The 19,920-nt window shown below is 61.4% G+C and carries 25 protein-coding genes and 1 tRNA gene; 13 read left to right on the top strand and 13 right to left on the bottom strand.

Translation table 11 applies throughout. The features are described from left to right. Positions 1-110 precede the first annotated feature (110 nt). A complete protein-coding gene (locus tag AC2CGW_RS21530; protein ID WP_484574569.1) occupies positions 111-893 on the bottom strand; it encodes an EAL domain-containing protein in 783 nt (260 codons plus the stop codon). A gap of 347 nt (positions 894-1,240) precedes the next feature. Between AC2CGW_RS21530 and AC2CGW_RS21525 the strand changes: the two genes are divergently transcribed. Together AC2CGW_RS21525 and AC2CGW_RS21520 are read left to right on the top strand one after the other, a co-directional pair. Next, positions 1,241-1,534, top strand: coding sequence for a hypothetical protein (locus tag AC2CGW_RS21525; protein WP_054892102.1), 294 nt, complete (start codon positions 1,241-1,243; stop codon positions 1,532-1,534). Positions 1,535-1,765: 231 nt separating this feature from the next. Then, on the top strand, positions 1,766-2,635 hold the full coding sequence (locus AC2CGW_RS21520; protein ID WP_484574568.1) for an AraC family transcriptional regulator: 870 nt from the start codon (positions 1,766-1,768) through the stop codon (positions 2,633-2,635). Positions 2,636-2,642: 7 nt separating this feature from the next. Here the strand turns inward: AC2CGW_RS21520 and AC2CGW_RS21515 are convergent, their stop codons facing one another. Beyond that, positions 2,643-2,969 carry a DUF2388 domain-containing protein gene (locus tag AC2CGW_RS21515; RefSeq protein WP_186669020.1) on the bottom strand — a complete coding sequence of 109 codons (327 nt, stop codon included), beginning with the start codon at positions 2,967-2,969 and terminating at the stop codon, positions 2,643-2,645. 237 nt (positions 2,970-3,206) lie between these two features. Continuing rightward, the gene (locus AC2CGW_RS21510; RefSeq protein WP_484574567.1) at positions 3,207-3,881 is read right to left on the bottom strand and encodes a polysaccharide lyase family 7 protein; all 675 of its coding nucleotides are present in this window, start codon (positions 3,879-3,881) and stop codon (positions 3,207-3,209) included. A 237-nt stretch (positions 3,882-4,118) separates the two neighbouring features. On the opposite strand from AC2CGW_RS21510, the gene AC2CGW_RS21505 reads away from it, so the two are divergent. Further along, on the top strand, positions 4,119-4,313 hold the full coding sequence (locus tag AC2CGW_RS21505; protein ID WP_054892098.1) for a hypothetical protein: 195 nt from the start codon (positions 4,119-4,121) through the stop codon (positions 4,311-4,313). A 1-nt stretch (position 4,314) separates the two neighbouring features. On the opposite strand, the gene AC2CGW_RS21500 is transcribed toward AC2CGW_RS21505, so the two are convergent. The 3 genes from AC2CGW_RS21500 to AC2CGW_RS21490 all read right to left on the bottom strand — a co-directional run bounded on the left by AC2CGW_RS21500 (position 4,315) and on the right by AC2CGW_RS21490 (position 5,236). After that, positions 4,315-4,728 (bottom strand): DoxX family protein, encoded by a 414-nt coding sequence (locus AC2CGW_RS21500; RefSeq protein WP_186711585.1) that lies wholly within the window; start codon positions 4,726-4,728, stop codon positions 4,315-4,317. Positions 4,729-4,832: 104 nt separating this feature from the next. Next, positions 4,833-4,917, bottom strand: a tRNA-Leu gene (locus AC2CGW_RS21495). Positions 4,918-5,023: 106 nt separating this feature from the next. Next, entirely contained in the window at positions 5,024-5,236 is a 213-nt protein-coding gene (locus tag AC2CGW_RS21490; RefSeq protein ID WP_186669027.1) for a hypothetical protein, read from the bottom strand. 136 nt (positions 5,237-5,372) lie between these two features. Between AC2CGW_RS21490 and AC2CGW_RS21485 the strand changes: the two genes are divergently transcribed. From AC2CGW_RS21485 to AC2CGW_RS21475, 3 genes are read left to right on the top strand one after another with little or no spacing between them, the layout of a single operon-like run. Then, positions 5,373-6,521: a two-component system sensor histidine kinase NtrB gene (locus AC2CGW_RS21485; RefSeq protein WP_484574566.1), complete on the top strand. Its 1,149-nt coding sequence runs from the start codon at positions 5,373-5,375 to the stop codon at positions 6,519-6,521. A gap of 22 nt (positions 6,522-6,543) precedes the next feature. Further along, positions 6,544-7,989, top strand: a complete 1,446-nt coding sequence (locus AC2CGW_RS21480; protein WP_484574565.1) for an ATPase domain-containing protein — start codon at positions 6,544-6,546, stop codon at positions 7,987-7,989. A 12-nt stretch (positions 7,990-8,001) separates the two neighbouring features. Then, entirely contained in the window at positions 8,002-8,361 is a 360-nt protein-coding gene (locus AC2CGW_RS21475; protein ID WP_186669030.1) for a response regulator, read from the top strand. Between the two features lie 70 nt (positions 8,362-8,431). Here AC2CGW_RS21475 and csrA read toward each other — a convergent pair whose 3' ends face one another. The 7 genes from csrA to AC2CGW_RS21440 all read right to left on the bottom strand — a co-directional run bounded on the left by csrA (position 8,432) and on the right by AC2CGW_RS21440 (position 13,144). Beyond that, positions 8,432-8,629, bottom strand: a complete 198-nt coding sequence (csrA, locus tag AC2CGW_RS21470; RefSeq protein ID WP_186669031.1) for a carbon storage regulator CsrA — start codon at positions 8,627-8,629, stop codon at positions 8,432-8,434. Positions 8,630-8,893: 264 nt separating this feature from the next. Further along, positions 8,894-9,907, bottom strand: a complete 1,014-nt coding sequence (locus tag AC2CGW_RS21465; RefSeq protein WP_186711583.1) for a DNA topoisomerase IB — start codon at positions 9,905-9,907, stop codon at positions 8,894-8,896. A gap of 56 nt (positions 9,908-9,963) precedes the next feature. Beyond that, the gene (modC, locus tag AC2CGW_RS21460; RefSeq protein ID WP_484574564.1) at positions 9,964-11,055 is read right to left on the bottom strand and encodes a molybdenum ABC transporter ATP-binding protein; all 1,092 of its coding nucleotides are present in this window, start codon (positions 11,053-11,055) and stop codon (positions 9,964-9,966) included. A gap of 1 nt (position 11,056) precedes the next feature. After that, positions 11,057-11,737 (bottom strand): molybdate ABC transporter permease subunit, encoded by a 681-nt coding sequence (gene modB / locus AC2CGW_RS21455; protein WP_484574563.1) that lies wholly within the window; start codon positions 11,735-11,737, stop codon positions 11,057-11,059. Continuing rightward, positions 11,737-12,495 carry a molybdate ABC transporter substrate-binding protein gene (modA, locus tag AC2CGW_RS21450; RefSeq protein ID WP_186669036.1) on the bottom strand — a complete coding sequence of 253 codons (759 nt, stop codon included), beginning with the start codon at positions 12,493-12,495 and terminating at the stop codon, positions 11,737-11,739. Before modA ends, modB begins: the two co-directional genes overlap by 1 nt. Positions 12,496-12,662: 167 nt before the next feature. After that, entirely contained in the window at positions 12,663-12,833 is a 171-nt protein-coding gene (locus AC2CGW_RS21445; RefSeq protein ID WP_484574562.1) for a hypothetical protein, read from the bottom strand. Positions 12,834-12,841: 8 nt separating this feature from the next. Continuing rightward, positions 12,842-13,144 (bottom strand): DUF1883 domain-containing protein, encoded by a 303-nt coding sequence (locus AC2CGW_RS21440; RefSeq protein ID WP_186669038.1) that lies wholly within the window; start codon positions 13,142-13,144, stop codon positions 12,842-12,844. 163 nt (positions 13,145-13,307) lie between these two features. Between AC2CGW_RS21440 and AC2CGW_RS21435 the strand changes: the two genes are divergently transcribed. From AC2CGW_RS21435 to AC2CGW_RS21405, 7 genes are all read left to right on the top strand, one after another. Next, positions 13,308-13,667 carry a hypothetical protein gene (locus tag AC2CGW_RS21435; RefSeq protein WP_186669040.1) on the top strand — a complete coding sequence of 120 codons (360 nt, stop codon included), beginning with the start codon at positions 13,308-13,310 and terminating at the stop codon, positions 13,665-13,667. Between the two features lie 145 nt (positions 13,668-13,812). After that, positions 13,813-14,463 carry a c-type cytochrome gene (locus AC2CGW_RS21430; protein WP_484574561.1) on the top strand — a complete coding sequence of 217 codons (651 nt, stop codon included), beginning with the start codon at positions 13,813-13,815 and terminating at the stop codon, positions 14,461-14,463. Then, entirely contained in the window at positions 14,460-15,371 is a 912-nt protein-coding gene (locus tag AC2CGW_RS21425) for a c-type cytochrome (protein WP_288375197.1), read from the top strand. The genes AC2CGW_RS21430 and AC2CGW_RS21425 overlap by 4 nt, the downstream gene beginning before the upstream one ends. Before the next feature lie 95 nt (positions 15,372-15,466). Continuing rightward, positions 15,467-16,828, top strand: coding sequence for a UDP-glucose dehydrogenase family protein (locus AC2CGW_RS21420; protein WP_484574560.1), 1,362 nt, complete (start codon positions 15,467-15,469; stop codon positions 16,826-16,828). Positions 16,829-16,876: 48 nt separating this feature from the next. Then, on the top strand, positions 16,877-17,716 hold the full coding sequence (gene galU, locus AC2CGW_RS21415) for a UTP--glucose-1-phosphate uridylyltransferase GalU (RefSeq protein WP_013973181.1): 840 nt from the start codon (positions 16,877-16,879) through the stop codon (positions 17,714-17,716). A 101-nt stretch (positions 17,717-17,817) separates the two neighbouring features. Beyond that, positions 17,818-19,173, top strand: a complete 1,356-nt coding sequence (gene gorA / locus AC2CGW_RS21410; RefSeq protein WP_186669048.1) for a glutathione-disulfide reductase — start codon at positions 17,818-17,820, stop codon at positions 19,171-19,173. Between the two features lie 222 nt (positions 19,174-19,395). Beyond that, positions 19,396-19,920: a fimbrial protein gene (locus AC2CGW_RS21405; RefSeq protein WP_186669050.1), complete on the top strand. Its 525-nt coding sequence runs from the start codon at positions 19,396-19,398 to the stop codon at positions 19,918-19,920.

Below are 19,920 nucleotides of genomic sequence, written 5' to 3'. Positions count from 1 at the left end.
TGCTATCGCATCCGGCTCTCTCAGGTCCGCTAGATGGCATTACCAACCCTCGAGCCTCGAAGGCTCGGGGTTGGGCTGCGCTGAATGCCTTCTGCTACAAGCAGGTCAAACTAAGAAAGTCGTTCGACCAATGGCAGTGCATTTACCTGTGGTCGAGCGAAGAGAAATCCTTGCATCAAATCAATCCCCAATGCTGCCAATGCTTGGCACTCTGCATCTGTCTCGATCCCCTCGGCGATCAGCGTGATGCCCAGCCGTTCGGCTACCAGAACGATACCTGCGACGATGGCTTGCCGAACCGGATCCTGGCTGATTCTCCGCGTGAGTGCCATATCCAGCTTCAGTACGTCTGGCTGAAATTCTGCGAGGAGATTCAAGCCTGAGTAACCCGAGCCGAAGTCATCTATCGCAGTGGTGAAGCCCTGTCGGCCGTATTCCTTGAAGATTGCTTTCAAGTGCTCGGTATCGTCGATCCGCTCACCTTCGGTCACTTCGAACATGAGCTGATTGGCAGGGAAATCGAATGTCCGGGTGGCTTCCAGGGTAGCTCGGATACAGGTACTGGCACGGTAGACGGCGTTGGGCAGAAAGTTGATGCTCAATTTACAGTCCGCATGCCGTCCCAGTCCTAGTGCTGCCGCTTGCTCGATGGCCTTCACTCGACAGGCCTGATCGAAACGGTACAGATTATTGGGCGACACCTTGGCCAGGATTTGCGCAGCGCTTTCACCGCTTGGACTGCGAACCAATGCCTCATAGGCAAACGGCCTACCTGAAGGAACGTGAATGATGGGCTGGAAGGCCATCGTAATGTCGAAACCCAGGCTCGCAAGGTCGCGACATTGGGAGCAGCCAATCGCTAGAAAGGGATGGGGGAAAACGGGCTTGCTCATGGGTTATCGCCGAGGTGCGTGAGTACGATGTTGAGAGCGCTTGAATCCACAGCAAGTTCCAATTTGTACCCACTCGCCCTGGCTCAGGGGCAGTCTGCCGTGAGGCTCAGTCTGTAGACGCGTCCACCTGGCGTTAGGGCGAACTGTGTTCTAACGGCATCGGACCTTCGGGAGCTTATTTGTGGGCTAGAAACCTGTTTCTTATACATGGTCGTCGCTGGCGTACAAGATTCAGGGCCGCCTGTCAGACTGCGACGGATTTTGACGCCTATTTTATGGATGTCGCCGGAGGCAGCGCTAATGTGGGTACGTCACCTACATAAACGCGTATGTCGAAGGAGGCCGACATGATTATCAGAGGAGAGGTGTTTTGGGGCTGGGCCGACCCGACCCTGCATCACCGCGATCACGTAGAGGCGCTGGATGACGGAACCGTGATCGATGTTCAGGCGAGGCTGTCTCGAATAGGGGGCACGCAGCTTTTCATCGGCGTTTACTCGTCTTCAGGCGCCAGGCTTCTTGAAGAGGCCTACGATGAACGTCCTGGAGAGTCGATGACCCGCGCTCTTGCATGGGGTGTGGGACGCGCCAGGAGGATTGCGATGGAGGGTGCGCCCAGGAAGATTGCAGCCAGGGCATGACCCTTGAGGTCAACCACGAAGCCCAGCTCCGCGCTGGGCTTTTTGCATCTGGCGACACTACGCCCCCACAGTGCTCTCTCAAAGGGGGATACATGAAATACTGCTCGCATTGCTAGCCATGCCCGGCGTGGTTGGATACTCATCGCCGGATGCATTGAGCAAACCCGGCTAGGTACGCTTTCCGAGCATCGACGATCCTTGCCTCACCGTAACCACTGGGCCTTGCCACCAATGTCCTGCACACCTCCCAACGCGATCTACGCCAAGCGCTTCGAAGCGGTGCTCACCCATATCCAGGCCAATCTCGAAGGTGACCTGTCGGTGAATACCCTGAGCGAGATCGCGAACTTCTCGACCTTTCACTTCCATCGGCAGTTCACTGCGTACGTCGGCGTGCCCGTCGCGCGATACGTGCAGCTGATGCGACTGCGTCGGGCTGGGCAACGACTGGCGGGGGATGACAGCCATTCGGTACTGGACGCTGCGTTGGACGCCGGCTTCGAAAGCCCCGAGGCGTTCAGCCGTGCGTTTCGCCGGGCCTTTGGCATGTCGCCGAGCACCTTTCGCCAGGCGCCGAGCTGGCAGCTGTGGAATGCGGTATTTGCCATTCCTCATTTTTCCAGGAGTATCGTCATGCAAGTTCGGATCGTGGACTTTGTCGAGGTCAAGGTTGTAGCGCTGGAGCACCATGGTGCACCGGCATTGCTGGACCAGACGGTCGGGCGCTTCATCGATTGGCGCAAGCGCACGGGCCAGTCGCCGGTGGAGAGCAGTCGCACATTCGGCATCCCATACGGCAACCCCGACACCACACCAGCGCAGGATTTTCGCTTTGCCATCTGTGGCGAGATCAATCAGCCGCTGGTGCCTGGTGACGAAGCGGTGCGAGAGCTCATCATCCCTGCCGGGCGTTGTGCGGTGGTGCGTCATGTCGGCTCGCCGCATGCCATTGGCGAGACTATCTATCCGGTCTATCGCGACTGGTTGCCGGGCAGTGGTGAGGAACTGCGCGACCATCCGCTGTACTTCGAGTACTTGAGCGTGTATCCGCAGACGCCGCTCGAGCAATGGCAGACGGATATCTACATCCCCCTGCGTTGAGAGCTGATCAATAGGTGGCGGTGATCGCCAGCGCCAGTTGTCGGTCGCTCATGAAGGGGGGTGTGGCGCTGGCGCGGTATTCACGGCGTGCCTGTTCGAAGCGAGCTCCGCGAATGGCGCCGTCGGAGCCGATGAAGGCGAGTGCATCGTCCTTGGACGATTTCATGGCGTCGGCGCCATCGGAGGTGAGTGCACTGGTGCCGGCGAAAACAATGGTCGGTGCCAGGGTTGTAAGCATCAGCGCCACTTCGAAAGGATTGGCGTTTTCGTTGGCATTGGCCATATGGCTGACGGTGGTCAGGAGGGCGATGCCGATGACTGTCCGTGCGTGCATGTTTGTCTGTCGCTTCCGTTCTTGTGCAAGTACGCGCTTGGGGACGCTGGGCGAACCCATTAGGGCACAGCCTGCCATGCGCTTTTCGTCGGGGAAGGTTTAGCCTGAAGCAGTTAGCGGCGTGACGCAGAAAAAGAAAAACCCGCCATTTGGGCGGGTTCAAGAACGTATCGAAGCCAGGTCACTATGCCCCTGTGAATGTCAGCATTTCGTGAAAGGCATGTCGACAGACTGTTTCTAGATGTGGCTGAGTTCCAGTCGGCTGATCACGCACACCGAGCCGTCTTCGGCGGCGGTGGAGTCGCTGTAGTCCACCTGGTTATACACGCCGCCATGGAAATTGAAGGCGCGGACGTTCCAGCTCTGGGTCATCTGTAGGACGCCGGTGCTGCCCGTGCGCCCGTTGCAGGTGGCGCTGAGCGTTGCCGCACCGGCGCTGGTGACTTCGATGCTGATCTCGAATGGGGTGTTCAGCGGCACGTCGGCCAGTACGTTGCTACTCAGCGGCGTGAGCTGGTTGAAGTCCTGGCGAAACCCCAGGGTGATCTTGCCCCTGTTCCAGAACACCTTGATCACAGGGCTGTCGTCGTCCTTGACGTGCATCTGCGAAATCACCACTTTTTGCGCCGAATTGACCTTTTCCAGGGTCATGCGCTGATGATTGCTGTGGCGGGTGGCGCTGGTCAGGGACCAATAGCGCGCTTCCTTCCACTCGCAGCGGGTGCGGTGGGTGCTCTTGCTCGACGCGCCGCGGGTCGGAGCGCTCATGCGGATCGAGCCGTCGCTGAGGCGGGCGATTACCTGGGTGAGGGTGGCCAGGGCCTGGGCCCCGGTCAGTTCCAGCGCCACCGGATTGCTGGGTGACTTGGGCACGGACGTGGTGATGATGAGGTTTTCCATGTTCACGGCCATTGCTGTTCTCCTTGCAAAAAAGACAGGTCCTACACCTAGTGCGAACCTGGAGGAGCGGCGCAAGTTTCAGCTGATCCATGAGCGGCAAAAAAAACGCCCGCCATGGCGGCGGGCAAGACGTTCTGAAGGGAGCAGCGCAAGATTACGGCCTGCGCAGTTAAGCGAGCGTTAACCGGTTCAATGATTGACCGCGACTTCCGATAAGCCTATACAGGCCCCCCAACACGGAGCTGCGCGATGCACGAAGAAGACGATCTCCCCGAACCTGAGCACGATCACTTGCTCGATCACGAATTTCTCTACGAGGACTTCGACCCTGAGGCCGATGCCCAGGGCGCCGAGGATGAGATCGAGGAAGACGAGGCGCTACAGGATGATCTCGACGATGACGAGCAAGACCATCCTGCCTGGCATGACCACCCTGACGACTGAGTCAGCGCCGGTCCAGCGAGAAGCGTCCGGCGCCTGTCACAGCCAATAGCAGCAGCCCGCCGATGATGCTCATGTTCTTGAAGAACTGGGTCATGTTGGCTGCGCGCGCAGGCTCGACCATGTTCCAGAACGGGTGGCCGATCAGCGCCGTGCCAAGCACGAACAGGGCGAACAGCAACGCCAGCGGCCGGGTGTAGAAACCGAGTATCAGGAGGATGGCGACGAAGAACTCTATGATCACTGCGACCGCCGCCGCGACCGTGGGGGCAGGGGCGCCCAGGGAGGCGAGATAGCCCACGGTGCCTTCGAAGCCGGTCAGTTTGCTCCAGCCAGAGAGGACGAAGAGGATCATCAGGAGGATGCGCGCCAGAAAGATGATGGCATCGCGTTGACCGTCGAAGAGGGTGTAGCGCATGTCAGTGCTCCGGTGGACAGTGTCAGCATCCACTCTAGCAGCTGCGCAAGCCTTTGCTGCACGAACGAAAAAGGCGCCTGTTCAGGCGCCTTGGACGAGGAATATGGTGCGAGTGGTGGGACTCGAACCCACAAGGCTTGCGCCGACAGATTTTAAGTCTGCTGTGTATACCAATTCCACCACACTCGCACACTTGATCGGGTCACCGGGACCGGCACGCTTCAATGCTGAAGGGCAACACAATCAAGCGCGCTTTATAACCCATCGTTATAGGTGAGTCAACCGCGCTGCCGGTTCAGGGGCGAATCAACTGGGCGATTTCGCGCATGTCGTCGGCGCTGTCGCGAAGCTCCTGCACCTGTTCGCCCATGGCGGCGGCATCGTCCTGATGCACCGAGTGGCGCAGAAAACGGGTATGGCCATCGAGTGCCTGGCACAGGTGGTCGATCTGCCGGGCGGTGTGGCGTAGGTCGTCCTGCAGGCCCAGCAGACGGAAATTGATGGCCATATAGGTTCCATGACAAGTGGGGGGCTGGGGTACTATAGGGTAATCCCCGGCTTGCTGTCATTGCGCCATGTATCCGACAGTGATGCCGTGCACTAAGCTCCTCTACAGTTCCTCTTGTCGTGCTCGTGGAGCCCGCATGGTTTCGACCGATCGTCCTGCCCCGCCGCTCATGACCGCCAATCGCTACGAACAGCTGGTGCAGGCGGTGGTGGATTACGCCATCTACATGCTCGATCCGACCGGCCACGTCGTGTCCTGGAACCCAGGGGCCGAGCGGATCAAGGGCTATTGTGCCGACGAGGTGATCGGTCGGCATTTCTCGTTGTTCTTCACGCCACAGGATTGCGCCGACGGCCGCCCGGCACGCCTGTTGCGCCAGGCGCTGGAACAGGGCGTGGCACAGGACGAAGGCTGGCGGGTGCGCAAGGACGGTACGCAATTCTGGGCTCTGGCGGCGCTGGATGTGGTGCGCGATGAGCATGGCGAAATCATTGGTCTGGCCAAGGTGACGCGCGATATCACGGATCGACGGGATTCGGCGTTGCAGCTCGACTCGATGCGGGTACAGCTGTTCCAGGCGCAGAAGCTCGAAGCACTGGGGCAACTGACCGGTGGTCTGGCCCATGACTTCAACAACCTGCTGACCATCATCCTCAGTTCGGCGCGCCTGGCGCGTGCCAGTGGCGATCCGCAGCGGATAGAGCGCCTGCTCGAGCATATCCTCGATGCCGGGGAACGTGGCGCGCAATTGACAGGCCAGTTGCTCAGCTTCGCTCGCCATCGGCAACTGGACATCAGCACAATCTCCCCTGAGGAGTTGGTTGCGTCCACCCGTAGCCTGGCGGAGCACGCCCTGCCTGACGGCATCGAGCTGAACGTGCGCGTGGCGCCGGAGTTGCCGGAAATCGAAGTGGATGCCGGACAGTTGCAGATGGTCCTGCTCAACTTGCTGTTCAATGCCCGTGATGCCATCAGCGGCAACGGGGCAATCGGCCTGGACGTGGCAGTCGTCGAACTGGCGGGTGAGGTGGAAGCGTTGCACGGGCGTTTCCTGCGTTTCGATGTGCAGGACAGCGGGCACGGGATCGATGCGCAGGTGCTGCCGCGGATATTCGAGCCTTTTTTCACCACCAAGGCCTTTGGTAAGGGAACCGGACTGGGGCTGAGTCAGGTCTATGGTTTTGCCAAGCAGAGCAATGGCGCGATCTGCGTTGCAAGTTCGGTCGGTGAGGGCACGTGCATGAGCCTTTACCTGCCGATTTCATCGAATGTGCCTGAACCCTGAGACACGAGGTGCACAGTACGTCATGGTAGAAACACTCAAGCGACTGGCGACCGGTATCGAAGGTCTGGACGCGCTGCTCAAGGGCGGCCTGGTGGCAGGGGCTTCCTACATCGTCCAGGGGCCGCCCGGGGCGGGCAAGACCATCCTCGCCAACCAGTTGGCCTGCGGTCATGTGCGTGACGGTGGGCGGGTGCTGGTGGCGACGCTGCTCAGCGAATCGCATGAGCGTCTGTTCAAGTACCTCTCGACCCTGGAGTTCTTCGACCCGGCGCTGGTGGGTGACCAGATCCAGTTCGTCAGTGCCTTCGATACGCTGCAGGACGAAGGGCTGGAGGCGGTGGTGCGTCTGTTGCGCCAGGAGATCGCCAGGCAGCAGGCCAGCCTGTTGATCGTCGATGGCCTGCTCAATGCTCGGGCACGGGCCGAAACCAGTCTCGATACCAAGAAATTCGTCGCCGAACTGCAAGGGCACGCGGCCTTTGCCGGCTGCACGGTGCTGCTGCTGACCAGCGCCCGCCTCGATGAGGGCAGCCAAGAGCACACCATGGTCGATGGCGTCATCGAGTTGGGCGAACAGCTCGAGGGCAGCCGCGCCGTGCGTCACATACAGTTGCGCAAGACCCGAGGCAGCGGCGCGTTGTCTGGCGTTCATGAATGCCTGATCAACGAAGCGGGGCTGCAGGTCTATCCGCGCCTGGAGGCGTTGTACAGCCACCCGAGCAACCTGGGTTCTGACACCCTGGTGCGTATCACTACGGGTGTGAAAGCGTTGGACGAGATGCTTGATGGCGGCCTGGCCGAAGGGTCGGTGAGCCTGCTCATGGGGCCATCGGGAGCGGGCAAGTCATCCCTTGGGCTCGGCTTTCTTGCGGCGGCCACGCCTGAGGCGCCAGCGCTGCATTTTGGTTTCTATGAGCCGCCGGCGCGCCTGAGGTTGAAGGCGGCTTCGCTGGGCTACGATTTTGCCGAAATGGAACGCCAGGGTGCCTTGCGACTCAGTTGGCAGCCGACCACCGAGGGCCTTCTCGATCAGGTTGGGGCACGCTTGCTGGCGCAGGTGCAAGCCTTGGGGGCGCGGCGTGTAGTGATTGACAGCCTGGGCGCCTTCGGGCGACTCGCTTTCGATCAGGCGCGGCTCAATGGCTTCTTTCGGGCCCTGACCGGCGAGCTGCGGGCGCGGGGTGTCAGCGTGATGCTGACCTGGGAGATGCGCGACCTGTTCGGCTCGGAAATCACTTCGCCGGCGCCGGACCTCTCGAGCATCGTCGACAACCTGTTCCTCATGCGTTTTGTCGAACTGGACTCGCAGTTGCGGCGCGTGTTGTCGATTCTCAAGGTACGTGACAGCCACTATGATCCGGCACTCCACGAGCTGGCTATTGGCGCCGATGGCATTACCCTGCGCAACGCATTCGCGGGGGCCAGCGGTGTGCTGTCGGGAACGGCCGTACCCCAGGGGGACCGCTGACGGTACCGTGCAATGAACACCATCCTGATCGTCGATGACGAATACCTGATCGCCGACATCCTCGGATTCGCCCTGGAGGATGAGGGGTTTCTGGTAGAAAAGGCCAGCAACGGGCGCAAGGCGCTCGAGGCCCTGAGGGACAAGCGGGTGGACCTGGTGATCACCGACTACATGATGCCGGTGCTCAATGGCGAGGAGTTGGCGCGGGCGATCCGCGACGAACTGGAGCTGGTCGACCTGCCGGTCATTCTCATGAGTGGCGCGCAGGCCAGCCAAGGGCGCGACAGCCCGGGGTTGTTCGAGGCGGTGTTCGACAAGCCGTTCGACATGGACAGAATGATCGCCAAGGTACGCGAGCTGCTCCATACCTGAAATGCAGGCGGTATCCCGCTGGGACGTGCCGGATTATCAAGCGCGTCCGTGCGGCTTGAGGCGAGGGTGGTCAGTGTTGGTCGTCGGCTTTCTCCGGGGCGGGGTTGCCGGCCTGAATGCGCTTGAAAATCTCTTCACGATGGACCTGGACATCCTTTGGCGCATCGATGCCGATCCTCACTTGCATCCCCTTGACGCCCAGAATGGTGACTTTGATGTCATCGTTGATGACGATGCTTTCGCCAACCTTGCGGGTGAGTATCAGCATTTAGTTCTCCTTGGTGATGTAGAAATCCGTTGGGCCATGTGCCGCAGCGGTGGGAGCCTGTCCCTCTTCCTTCTCATTAAAGACGCTTTCGGAAGATATTAATTCCTGAGCGGACAAAATCTGTTGGCGGTCTTCAGTTGCAGGTGCCGAAATCAACCGGGTCAGGTCAATCGGCGAAGGTGCTCGGTGGCAAGGATAGGGGGCTGGAGCGAATATGGGAAATTTCTCTGCTTTATGTTGTAAATAGCCCTGGTCAATGAAACTTCAGAGCGCTTCCAGTGCCTGCAGAAAACGTAGCAAGGCCACCTCTTCCTGTTCCAGGCCCTTGCGTGCCCGGGCTCGCGGAAGTTCGGCGAGACGGCCCAGGTGGAAGTGTTCGAGCAGCGCTGGATGGATGTAGCAGCGTCGGCACACCGCCGGCGTATTGCCAAGACGCGTGGCCACCTCGCGGACGATGGCCGCGACCTGGCGCCTGGCCTCGGCCTCCGGCTCCCAGGCCAGCGGGCGCAGCAGGCTCAGGGCCAAGGCGCTGCCGCCCCAGGTACGGTAGTCCTTGGCGGTGAAGTCGGCACCTGTCAGTTGCTGGAGGAACAGGTTGATGTCACTGGAGCCGATGCGATGGCGCTGGCCGTCCTCATCCAGGTACTGGAAGAGTTCCTGGCCAGGCAACTCCATGCAGCGCTTGAGCAGTTGCGCCAGGCGCCGGTCGCGCACGGTGATGCTGTGCTCGACGCCGCGTTTGCCGCGAAACTGGAAGCGAATGGTGCTGCCCCTGACCTCGACATGCCGGTTGTGCAGGGTGGTCAGTCCGTAGGACTGGTTGTCGCGCAGGTATTGACGGTTGCCGATGCGGATCAGGGTGTTGTCGAGCAGGCTGACCACCAGTGCCATGACCTTTTCCCGGTCCATCCCGGGGCGTGCCAGATGCTGGTCCAGGTGTTGGCGCAGCCTTGGCAACGCCTGCGCGAAGGCCAGCATGCGCCCGTACTTGTGCTCGTCGCGTAGCGTGCGCCACTCGGCGTGGTAGCGGTACTGCTTGCGCCCACGGGCGTCGCGACCGGTGGCTTGCAGGTGGCCCTGCGGGTCGAGGCAGATCCACACATCGGTGTAGGCGGGCGGGATGACCAGTGCGGCAATGCGTTCCAGCGTATTCGCGTCGCGCACCCGCGTGCCATCAGGGGTCAGGTAGATGAAGCGTCCGCGCCAAAGGCGTCGGCTCAGGCCAGGTTGGGTGTCGTCGACATAGTGCAGGGTGCGGGGCAGGGTGATCTCGGGCATGGCGCAGTCCATCGACCAGTTGTCTTATCGGTGGACAACGGCAGCGCCTGAGTTGCTCAGGCCAACAGTGCCACCGATTTGATCTGCGCCCATAACGCCTGGCCCGGCTGCAGTCCGAGCTGGTCTGCCGAGTACCGGGTGATGCGCGCGAGCAAGGCGCTGCCGGCAGCGTCGAGGCTGACCAGCACGTGCGCCGGGTTGTCGGCCGGGCGGCATTCGCGCACGGTCACCGGCAAGCGGTTGAGGATGCTCGAGGTGCCGTCGTGGGTGAGGGTGAGGCTGACGTCGCGGGCCTGGACTTTGAGGCGCAGGGTGCTGCCGACATGCAGGGCGGGATGGGCGATGCGCAGCAGCGCACCGTCGCTGCCCGGCAGGCGCAGGTCGAACAGTTCGTAGTCGGGCTGGTAGCCGATCACCACACCTTCAAGCACCACGCCCGCTTCCTCGCTCTGCGCCAGCGAGAGGTCGAGGCGCGCAAGCGTCTGGCCGATCGGACCGCTGGCCATGACCTTGCCCTGCTCCAGCAGCACCAGGTGATCGGCCAGGCGTGCGACCTCGTCCTGGGAGTGGCTGACGTACACCACGGGGATGTCGAGTTCGTCGTGCAGGCGTTCGAGGTAGGGCAGAATCTCGCGCTTGCGCGGGCCGTCGAGGGCGGCCAGGGGCTCGTCCATCAGCAGCAGTCGGGGGCTGCTGAGCAGGGCGCGGGCGATGCCGACACGTTGCGCTTCGCCGCCGGAGAGAGTGATGGGCTTGCGTTCGAGCAGGTGCCCGATCCCCAGCAACTGACAGGCCTGGTCCAGTCCGACCTTGCGTTCGCTGGCCGAGACCCGTCGCCAGCCGAATTCCAGGTTACCGCGCACCGAGAGGTGCGCAAACAGGCTGGACTCCTGGAACACATAGCCTACCGGGCGTCGATGCGGGGCGAGGAAGGTGCCATTAAGACTGTCTTCCCACACCTCGCCGTTGATCTCGATGTAGGCCTCGCTGGCGCGTTCCAGGCCGGCCAGGCAGCGCAGGCAGGAGGTCTTGCCTGAGCCCGAATGGCCGAACAGTGCGCTGATCCCGCGGCCCGGCAGGTCGAGGTCGACGTCCAGGGTGAAGTCGTCGCGTGCCAGTTTCAGGCGCGCGTGCATGCGTGAACTCATCTCAGCTCCAGCCAGCCTTGCCACGGCGGCCAGCATAGAGCATCAGCAGCACCAGGAAGGAGAACACCAGCATCGCACCGGCCAGCCAGTGCGCTTGCGAATAGGCCATGGCTTCGACGTGATCGAAGATCTGTACCGAAACCACGCGGGTCTTGTCGGGAATGTTGCCACCGATCATCAGCACTACACCGAACTCGCCGACGGTGTGGGCGAAGCCGAGGATACTGGCAGTGATGAAGCCGGGCCGGGCCAGTGGCAGCACCACGTGGATGAAGGTATCCCAAGGGCTGGCCCGCAGCGTTGCGGCCACTTCCAGCGGGCGCTGGCCGATGGCGCTGAAGGCGTTCTGCAGTGGCTGGACCACGAAGGGCATCGAGTACACCACCGAGCCGATCACCAGCCCGGTAAAGCTGAACACCACGGTGCCCAGCCCCAGCGCCTGCGTGGCCTGACCAAGCCAGCCGTGGGGGCCGAGCGCGATCAGCAGGTAGAAACCGATCACTGTCGGTGGCAGCACCAGGGGCAGCGCCACGACTGCCCCGACGGGCCCGCGCAGCCATGAGCGGGTGCGGGCCAGCCACCAGGCAATGGGCGTGCCCACCACCAGCAGGATCAGTGTGGTCAGGCTGGCCAGTTTGAAGGTCAGCCATATTGCCCCCAGGTCACTGGCGTCGAGTGGCATCAGATTTCATAGCCGTACGACTTGATCACCGCAGCGGCTTTCGGGCCCTTGAGGTACTCGACCAAGGCCTTGGCCGCCGGATTGTCCTTGCCCTTGTTGAGAATGACGGCGTCCTGGCGGATCGGCTCGTGCAGGCTGGACGGGACGATCCACGCCGAACCGTTCTCGACCTTGCCATCCTTGTAGATCTGCGACAGGGCGACGAAACCAAGCTCGGCGTTGCCGGTGGAGACGAACTGGAAGGCCTGGGTGATGTTCTGGCCTTCGACGATCTTGCCCTTGGTGGCGTCAGTCAGCTTGAGCTTGTCCAGCACCTGGGTGGCGGCCAGGCCATAGGGGGCGGCCTTGGGGTTGGCGATGGACAGGTGCTTGAAGTCGTTCTTCTTCAGTACTTCACCCTTGTCGTCGACATAACCGGGCTTGGCGGACCACAGGGCGAGGGTACCGATGGCGTAGGTGAAGCGCGAGCCTTCGACGATTTCCTTTTCCTGCTCAAGCTTGGCAGGCGTGCTGTCGTCGGCGGCGAGGAACACTTCGAACGGCGCGCCGTTCTTGATCTGTGCGTAGAACTGTCCAGTGGCGCCAAAGGCTGCAACCAACTTGTGCCCGGTGTCTTTCTCGAAGTCCTTGGCGATCGCCTGGATCGGCGCGGTAAAGTTGGCCGCCACGGCGACCTGAACTTCATCGGCCCAGGCGCTGTTGAGTGAAATCAGGCTGGCCAGGGCGGTGGCGGCCAGGTGGGACAGGCGAATACGCATGAAGACGACTCCTCGGAGGCTTATCGTTATATTGCGAAATATATAGCGATAAGTCGTTCGCCGGGAAGAGGTGAAATCATGGCAGGGTGCTATCGACGCGCCAAGCCTGTTTCAACGGTGCAGGCGTACAGGGCGGCGAGCGCGCCCTGAGCGGTGTAGCTGTTGGGTTACAGCGCCTTGCTGACCTGAATGTCGCTGATTTTCTCGGCGTCTTCGCCATGGATCTTGCGCAACGCCACCAGGGCTTGCTCCTGAGAGGCATCGGGCATCACGGCAAAGTCCCAGCGGCGTTGGCCATCGAGCTTGTACTTGATCACGTATTTGAGGTTCTGGGTCATGGCAGGGCTTATCCGAGTTTCGACGACGAGCGACGGATGATCTTGATCTTGTGGGTGAAGCTTGGCTTGCGCGTCACCGAGATCGGGCGCGTGGTCACGGTATCGAGCGTGATGTTCCAGAAGCCGGTGCTGGGGACGGTGATTTTCGCCGGGAAGCGCTCGAACAGCCCGCCGTGGTAGGTGTGGCGGCCGCCGTTCTTGAAACTGCGGAAGTTGGCGTCGTTCATCAGGCGGATGTTGCAGCGCTGAGAGCACTCGATAACGACGATGTCATCCTCGTTGAGGTGCTCGCGCTGGTGGACGAATTTCATGTGGGGCTCCGCGAGGTTGGAATTCTGCAAACGCCCAAGATACCACGATGTCAGGGTACACTGGCGGGCTGGACGGCCGGGCCAGGGAGAAATCTGCCAAAGCAGGGAGCAAAACCGCCCGGACGTTGTCGAACGATTTCTTTGATTGGCAGAGGTGCAACGGATGAAGTGGGTGATGGCGGCGGTGACGCTGGTACTGGGTGGTTGCGTCAGCGTCTCGGAACTGGAGCAGTCGCGAGAGACGCTGGACGTAATCTCCGGCAAGACGCCGCGTGCGTATGCCGATTGCGTCAAGCAGAAGCTGGGCGACAGCCGTGATCCGCTGGTGGAAGAGTCACGTGGTGAAGGTCTGCGTCTGATCGTGCCGCAGAAGCTCAGTGCCGGTGTCGGCCCGGCAGCCCTCGTCGATATCGACAAGCGTGGCAGCGGTAGCGCCATCAAGCTGCATGAACGGTTGAACAACTTCCCCCTGCGCCTGGGTGATGTGCGCAGCGCAGCCACCCAGTGCATCTCCGGTTCTTGATCCAGCGCAAGCAATACCTCGTTAGGCGGGCAATCGAGGCCTTGTGACTTGTAGGGACATTGTTCCGGTTTACCTATCCGGACTAGTATCCATTTCCTTATGTCTTTTAAGACTAAGCTTATAACAAGGAAATGGAGTGTCCCTGATGAACCCGATGAGTCGCGTCATGATCGGCAGCCTGCTGATCCTGGCCTGGCCCGCGGCGCATGCCGTCGATGGCCAGAAAATCTTCACCCAGGGCGGGCAGAATCCTGCCGCAATGGCCTGCCTTGGTTGCCACGGCCCGGACGGCAAGGGTATCGCCGCCGCCGGTTTTCCCCGCCTGTCCGGCTTGTCTGCCGGGTACCTGAGCAAGCAACTCGATGACTTTCGTTCGGGCAGCCGCAAGCAGCCGGTCATGGAGCCGCTGGCCAAGGCGCTGAGCGACGAGGAAATTCGTGCGGTCAGCGCTTGGCTGTCCACTCAGCCTTCCGACCCGGTTACGGGGGCGCGCCGTCAGCAAATAGCCAGCAATCCCACCGAGCGCCTGGCCTTGTATGGCGACTGGAATCGGGAGATTCCTGGTTGTGTGCAGTGCCATGGCCCAGGTGGTGCGGGAGTTGGCGAGCACTTTCCACCGCTGGCCGGACAGCCGGCGGCTTATCTGGTTGCACAGCTCAATGCCTGGCGCGACGGCAGCAGGCGCAATGACCCCAACCAACTGATGGTCGGTGTTGCCAAGGCCATGACCGATGCCGAGGTGACGGCAATCGCCGACTACTTCGCCCACGCCGCCCACCAGGAGGTCGCGCCATGAAAGCCCTGATCGCAGTATTGTGGCTCAGCGCAGGCGTCACCCAGGCGGCGGAGATCGCCATGTCAGACCAGTCGCAGCTCAAGGTGCCCGGCAGCCAGGCCACGCCGGTATTCGTGCCGCCCGCAGAAAGCGAGTTGCCGGACAACGCGTTCGGCCAGATGGTCCGCCAGGGGCATGCGTTGTTCGTCGATACCCGCCGCTTGATGCCTGAGGCTGTCGGAAATGGCATGAACTGCAGCAACTGCCACCTCGACCAGGGTCGCATGGCTCACTCCGCGCCGCTGTGGGGCGCTTATCCGATGTATCCCGCCTATCGCAAGAAAAACGACAAGGTCAACACTTACGCCGAACGTATCCAGGGCTGTTTCCAGTTCAGCATGAACGGCAAGCCGCCGGCCGCCGACAGCCCGCAGATGACCGCGCTCAGCGTCTATAGCTACTGGCTGGCGACCGGCACCCGCACGGGAGTGGAAACGCCCGGTCGTGGTTATCCGGAGGTGCCGCAACCCAAGGACGGCTATGACTTCAAGCGCGGCGAACAGGTGTACAGCGAGCAATGTGCGATCTGCCACGGTGGCAAGGGCGAGGGGCAGAAGGTCGCGGGTGAATACGTCATGCCGCCGTTGTGGGGACGTGATGCCTACAACTGGGGGGCCGGGATGCACCGGATCAACACCGCCGCGTCCTTCATCAAGCACAACATGCCGCTGGGCAAGCCGGGCAGCCTGAGTGACCAGCAGGCGTGGGACGTCGCGGCATGGATCAATCGCCATGAGCGCCCGCAGGATCCGCGTCTGGTGGAGGGCTCCATCGAGAAGACCCGGGTGAAGTTTCATGCCAACGACGGCGTCAACCTGTATGGGCAAAAGGTCGAGGGTGTATTGATCGGGCAGGGCACGGGCGGCTGAACACCGCGCACCTGTCATATTCTCGCCGTGCCGCTGTCACTGCCCTGCAATCGCCTGCAGGTTGCAATGTCGCATCTTCCTGAAGGAGTGCGGCCATGGAACTCTGTGTGATCGGGGCGGGGTATGTGGGGCTGGTCACGGCGGCCTGTTTTGCGCAAATGGGCAATCGCGTGGTCTGTCTGGAGCATGATCGCGCGCGCCTGGCCCAGTTGCGTCAGGGGCAGTGCCCGATCTACGAGCCCGGGCTTGCTACGCTCGTGCAGGAGGGCCTGCACAGTGGCCTGTTGAGTTTCACCGAGCACTGGGATCATGCGGTGGCGCGGGTCGATGTGGTGTTCATCGCCGTGGGCACGCCCAGCCATGAAGACGGCTCGGCGGACCTGCAGCATGTGCTGGCGGTGGCCGACAGCCTTGGGCGGCACCTGCTGCGCCCATGCCTGGTGGTGAACAAGTCGACCGTGCCGGTGGGAACGGCCGAGCGGGTCGCGCGCCAGGTCAACAGTGGCCTGCGCGAGCGAGGGGCCAGTTTCACGGTGTCGGTGGCGAGCAATCCGGAGTTTCTCAAGGAGGGCAGCGCCGTCGAGGACTTCATGCGTCCCCAGCGCATCATCATCGGCACCGACAGTGATGCCGCCACTCAATGCTTGCAGCGCCTGTACGCGCCCTTTGTGCGTAATCGGGAGCGCGTGCTGGTCATGAGCCCGCGTGCCGCCGAATTCAGCAAGTATGCTGCCAACGCCTTCCTGGCCACCAAGATTTCCTTCGTCAACGAACTGGCGGGCCTGTGTGCCGAGCTGGACGTGGATATCGAGCAGGTACGTCGCGGGATCGGCAGCGACCGGCGCATCGGCAGCGATTTCATCTACGCGGGCTGCGGCTATGGCGGTTCATGCTTTCCAAAGGATGTGCGTGCGCTGATCCATACGGCCGAGCAGCACGGCTACCAGCCGGCGATCCTGCGTGCGGTCCAGGCGCGCAACGCGCAGCAGAAGACCTTGTTGTTCCAGGCGCTGCAGCAGTACTTCGGCAGCAGCTTGCGCGGGCGCAATGTGGCGTTGTGGGGCTTGGCGTTCAAGCCTGGCACCGATGACCTGCGCGAAGCACCCAGCCTGGTGCTGCTCGACGCCCTGCTGGCAGCCGGGGCACGGGTCCGGGCCTGTGACCCGGCCGCGCTGGCAGGGGCGGCGGCGGCTTATCCGCAGGCGCTGGCCAGTGGTCAATTGCAGTTGGGCGATGATCCCTATGCTTGCGTGGAGGGCGCGGATGCACTGGTTCTGGTGACCGAATGGAAGCAGTTCCGCCAGCCAGATTTTCGTCGGATCAGGGGCCTGATGCGTATGCCGGTACTGTTCGACGGGCGTAATATTTACGATCCGTCGGAACTATCTACACTGGGTTATCTCTATCATGGCATCGGTCGGCCACAGGTGGGGCATTGTAAGGTGACTGCCGCCTGATTAGACTGCGCCGAATACCACAGGCCCAGCCCTTGTTTAAGGATGTATATGATCAAAAAATGCTTGTTCCCGGCAGCCGGTTACGGCACCCGCTTCCTGCCCGCTACCAAAGCCATGCCCAAGGAAATGCTGCCGGTGGTGAACAAGCCACTGATCCAGTATGGCGTTGAAGAGGCCTTGGACGCCGGTCTGAACGAGATCTCCATCGTCACCGGGCGCGGCAAGCGCGCGCTGGAAGACCATTTCGACATCAGCTATGAGCTGGAAAATCAGATCAAGGGCACCGACAAGGAAAAATACCTGGTCGGTATCCGTCGTCTGCTCGACGAGTGCTCGTTCTCCTACACCCGCCAGACCGAAATGAAGGGCCTGGGCCACGCCATCCTCACCGGTCGTCCTCTGATCGGCGATGAGCCGTTCGCCGTGGTCCTGGCGGACGACCTGTGCGTCAACCCTGAAGGTGACGGTGTACTGACGCAGATGGTCAAGCTGTACAACCAGTTCCGCTGCTCGATCGTCGCCATCCAGGAAGTCGATCCGCAGGAAACCAACAAGTACGGCGTGATTGCTGGCGACATGATCCGCGACGACATCTTCCGCGTGACCAACATGGTCGAGAAGCCCAAGCCTGAAGATGCGCCATCGAACCTGGCGATCATTGGCCGCTACATCCTGACCCCGGATATCTTCGATATCATCGCCAACACCGAGCCGGGCAAGGGTGGGGAGATCCAGATCACCGACGCGCTGATGCAGCAGGCACAGAACGGCTGTGTCATCGCGTACAAGTTCAAGGGCAAGCGTTTCGACTGCGGCGGCGCCGAAGGCTATATCGACGCCACCAACTTCTGCTTCGAGAACTACTACAAGACTGGCAAGGCCTACTGAGTCCGAGCCTGCGCTGCAGCGCCATTTTCTTGTTGTCTGGCGCTTGCAGCGCGTCACGAAAAGAGCCACCCTCGGGTGGCTTTTTTTGTGGAGTCTGGAAAGTGGCCTACGATTTTGATCTGTTCGTGATTGGTGCCGGTTCCGGCGGTGTGCGTGCGGCGCGCTTCGCAGCGGGTTTCGGTGCGAAGGTGGCGGTAGCCGAGAGTCGCTACCTGGGGGGCACCTGTGTCAACGTCGGCTGTGTGCCGAAGAAGTTGCTGGTGTACGGTGCACATGTCAGCGATGAGCTGGAGCAGGCGGCCGGTTACGGCTGGACTCTCGAAGAAGGTCATTTCGACTGGGGCACCCTGATCGCCAACAAGAACCGTGAGATCGAGCGTCTCAACGGCATCTACCGCAACCTGCTGGTCAACAGCGGCGTTACCTTGCTGCAAGGCCATGCACGCATGACCGGTGCCCATGAGGTGGAGGTCGAAGGTCAGCGCTACAGCGCGGCGAACATCCTCATCGCCACAGGCGGCTGGCCACAGGTGCCTGACATCCCGGGCAAGGAATTGGCGATCACCTCGAACGAGGCGTTCTACCTCAAGCAGCTGCCACGTCGGGTGCTGGTGGTGGGTGGAGGCTACATCGCCGTCGAGTTCGCCGGCATCTTCCAGGGCCTGGGCGCCGACACCACCTTGCTTTACCGCGGTGACCTGTTTCTGCGCGGCTTCGATGGGTCAGTGCGCAAGCACCTGAAGGAAGAGCTGGAAAAACGCGGCCTGGACCTGCAGTTCAATGCTGATATCCAGCGCATCGACCAACAGGCCGATGGCAGTCTGAAGGCTACCCTGAAGGATGGTCGGGAGCTTGTGGCCGACTGTGTGTTCTACGCCACCGGTCGCCGTCCGATGCTCGACAATCTGGGGCTGGAAAATACCGGTGTGGAGCTCGATGAGCGCGGTTATATCCGGGTCGACGACCTGTACCGTACCACCGAACCTTCGGTGTTCGCCCTGGGGGATGTGATCGGTCGGGTGCAGCTTACTCCGGTCGCCCTTGCCGAAGGCATGGCGGTGGCCCGTCATCTGTTCAAGCCTGATCAGTATCGTGCCGTGGACTACCAGAACATTCCAACGGCGGTGTTCAGCCAGCCACCGATCGGGACCGTGGGCCTGACCGAGGAGCAAGCGCTGGCAGCCGGACACAAGGTGCAGGTTTTCGAGAGCCGCTTCCGCGCCATGAAGCTGACGCTGACCGACCTGCAGGAAAAGACCCTGATGAAGCTGGTGGTCGACGCCGAGACCGACAAGGTCCTGGGTTGCCATATGGTCGGGCCGGACGCGGGCGAGATCATCCAGGGGCTGGGCATTGCGCTCAAGGCTGGCGCCACCAAGCAGCAATTCGACGAAACCATTGGTGTACACCCCACAGCGGCCGAAGAGTTCGTCACGATGCGCACCGCAACGCGCTGACACTCAGGCAGCACCGGCATCTGCTGGGTTTGGCATTGCCTAGCCCAGCGATGTTTCATTCAAACTTAGGAATCAAATCCTACGCTTGTGATACCTGAATCCGGTATTTGATCCTTTATTTCCGACAGTGTCGCAGTACCCCCCCGTGACAATACTGTGGCCGTGCCGTTCTACGGCACCGGTCAGGCATGTGCCTGACCGCTGGTTTGAAGGAAGAAGAATATGAGCAAAACTTCTAAGGTTGTGTTCGGGCTCTGTGGCTCGTTGCTGATGGCGGGTGTCGCCCACGCCGACCACGGTGAAATCACGTTCCAGGGACGTGTACTGGCGCCGACCTGCGTCGTCAATGGTGGTGATGGCAATCTGCCCGTCACTCTGCCGGATGTCAATGCTTCGAGATTGGTTCGCCCTGGTGACGTAGCGGGTGAAACTCCGTTCCAGCTACACCTGAGCAACTGCACCCATGTAGGCAGCGTTTCGACCTTCTTCGAGCCAGGTCCAAGCATCGGTGATGCCGGGCGCCTGATCGTCGATGAGGGTGGCAGCCGCAATGTCGAGCTGGAACTGCTCAACAGTGCCAAGAGGCCCATCAACCTGGCGGCAGCCAAGGGTTCCCAGAACTCCCAGACCGTAACCATCGTCGACGGTAACGCCACGCTGCGCTACTACGCTCAGTACTACTCGACTGGGAACACCACCCCAGGCCTCGTCAGCTCCAAAGTCCGCTACTCGCTGGACTACCTCTAA

This window comes from Pseudomonas sp. SYWMCR5, from assembly GCF_057197165.1.
The sequence above is the reverse complement of the archived record's forward strand: the minus strand, read 5'-3'. Positions and strand labels throughout refer to the sequence as shown.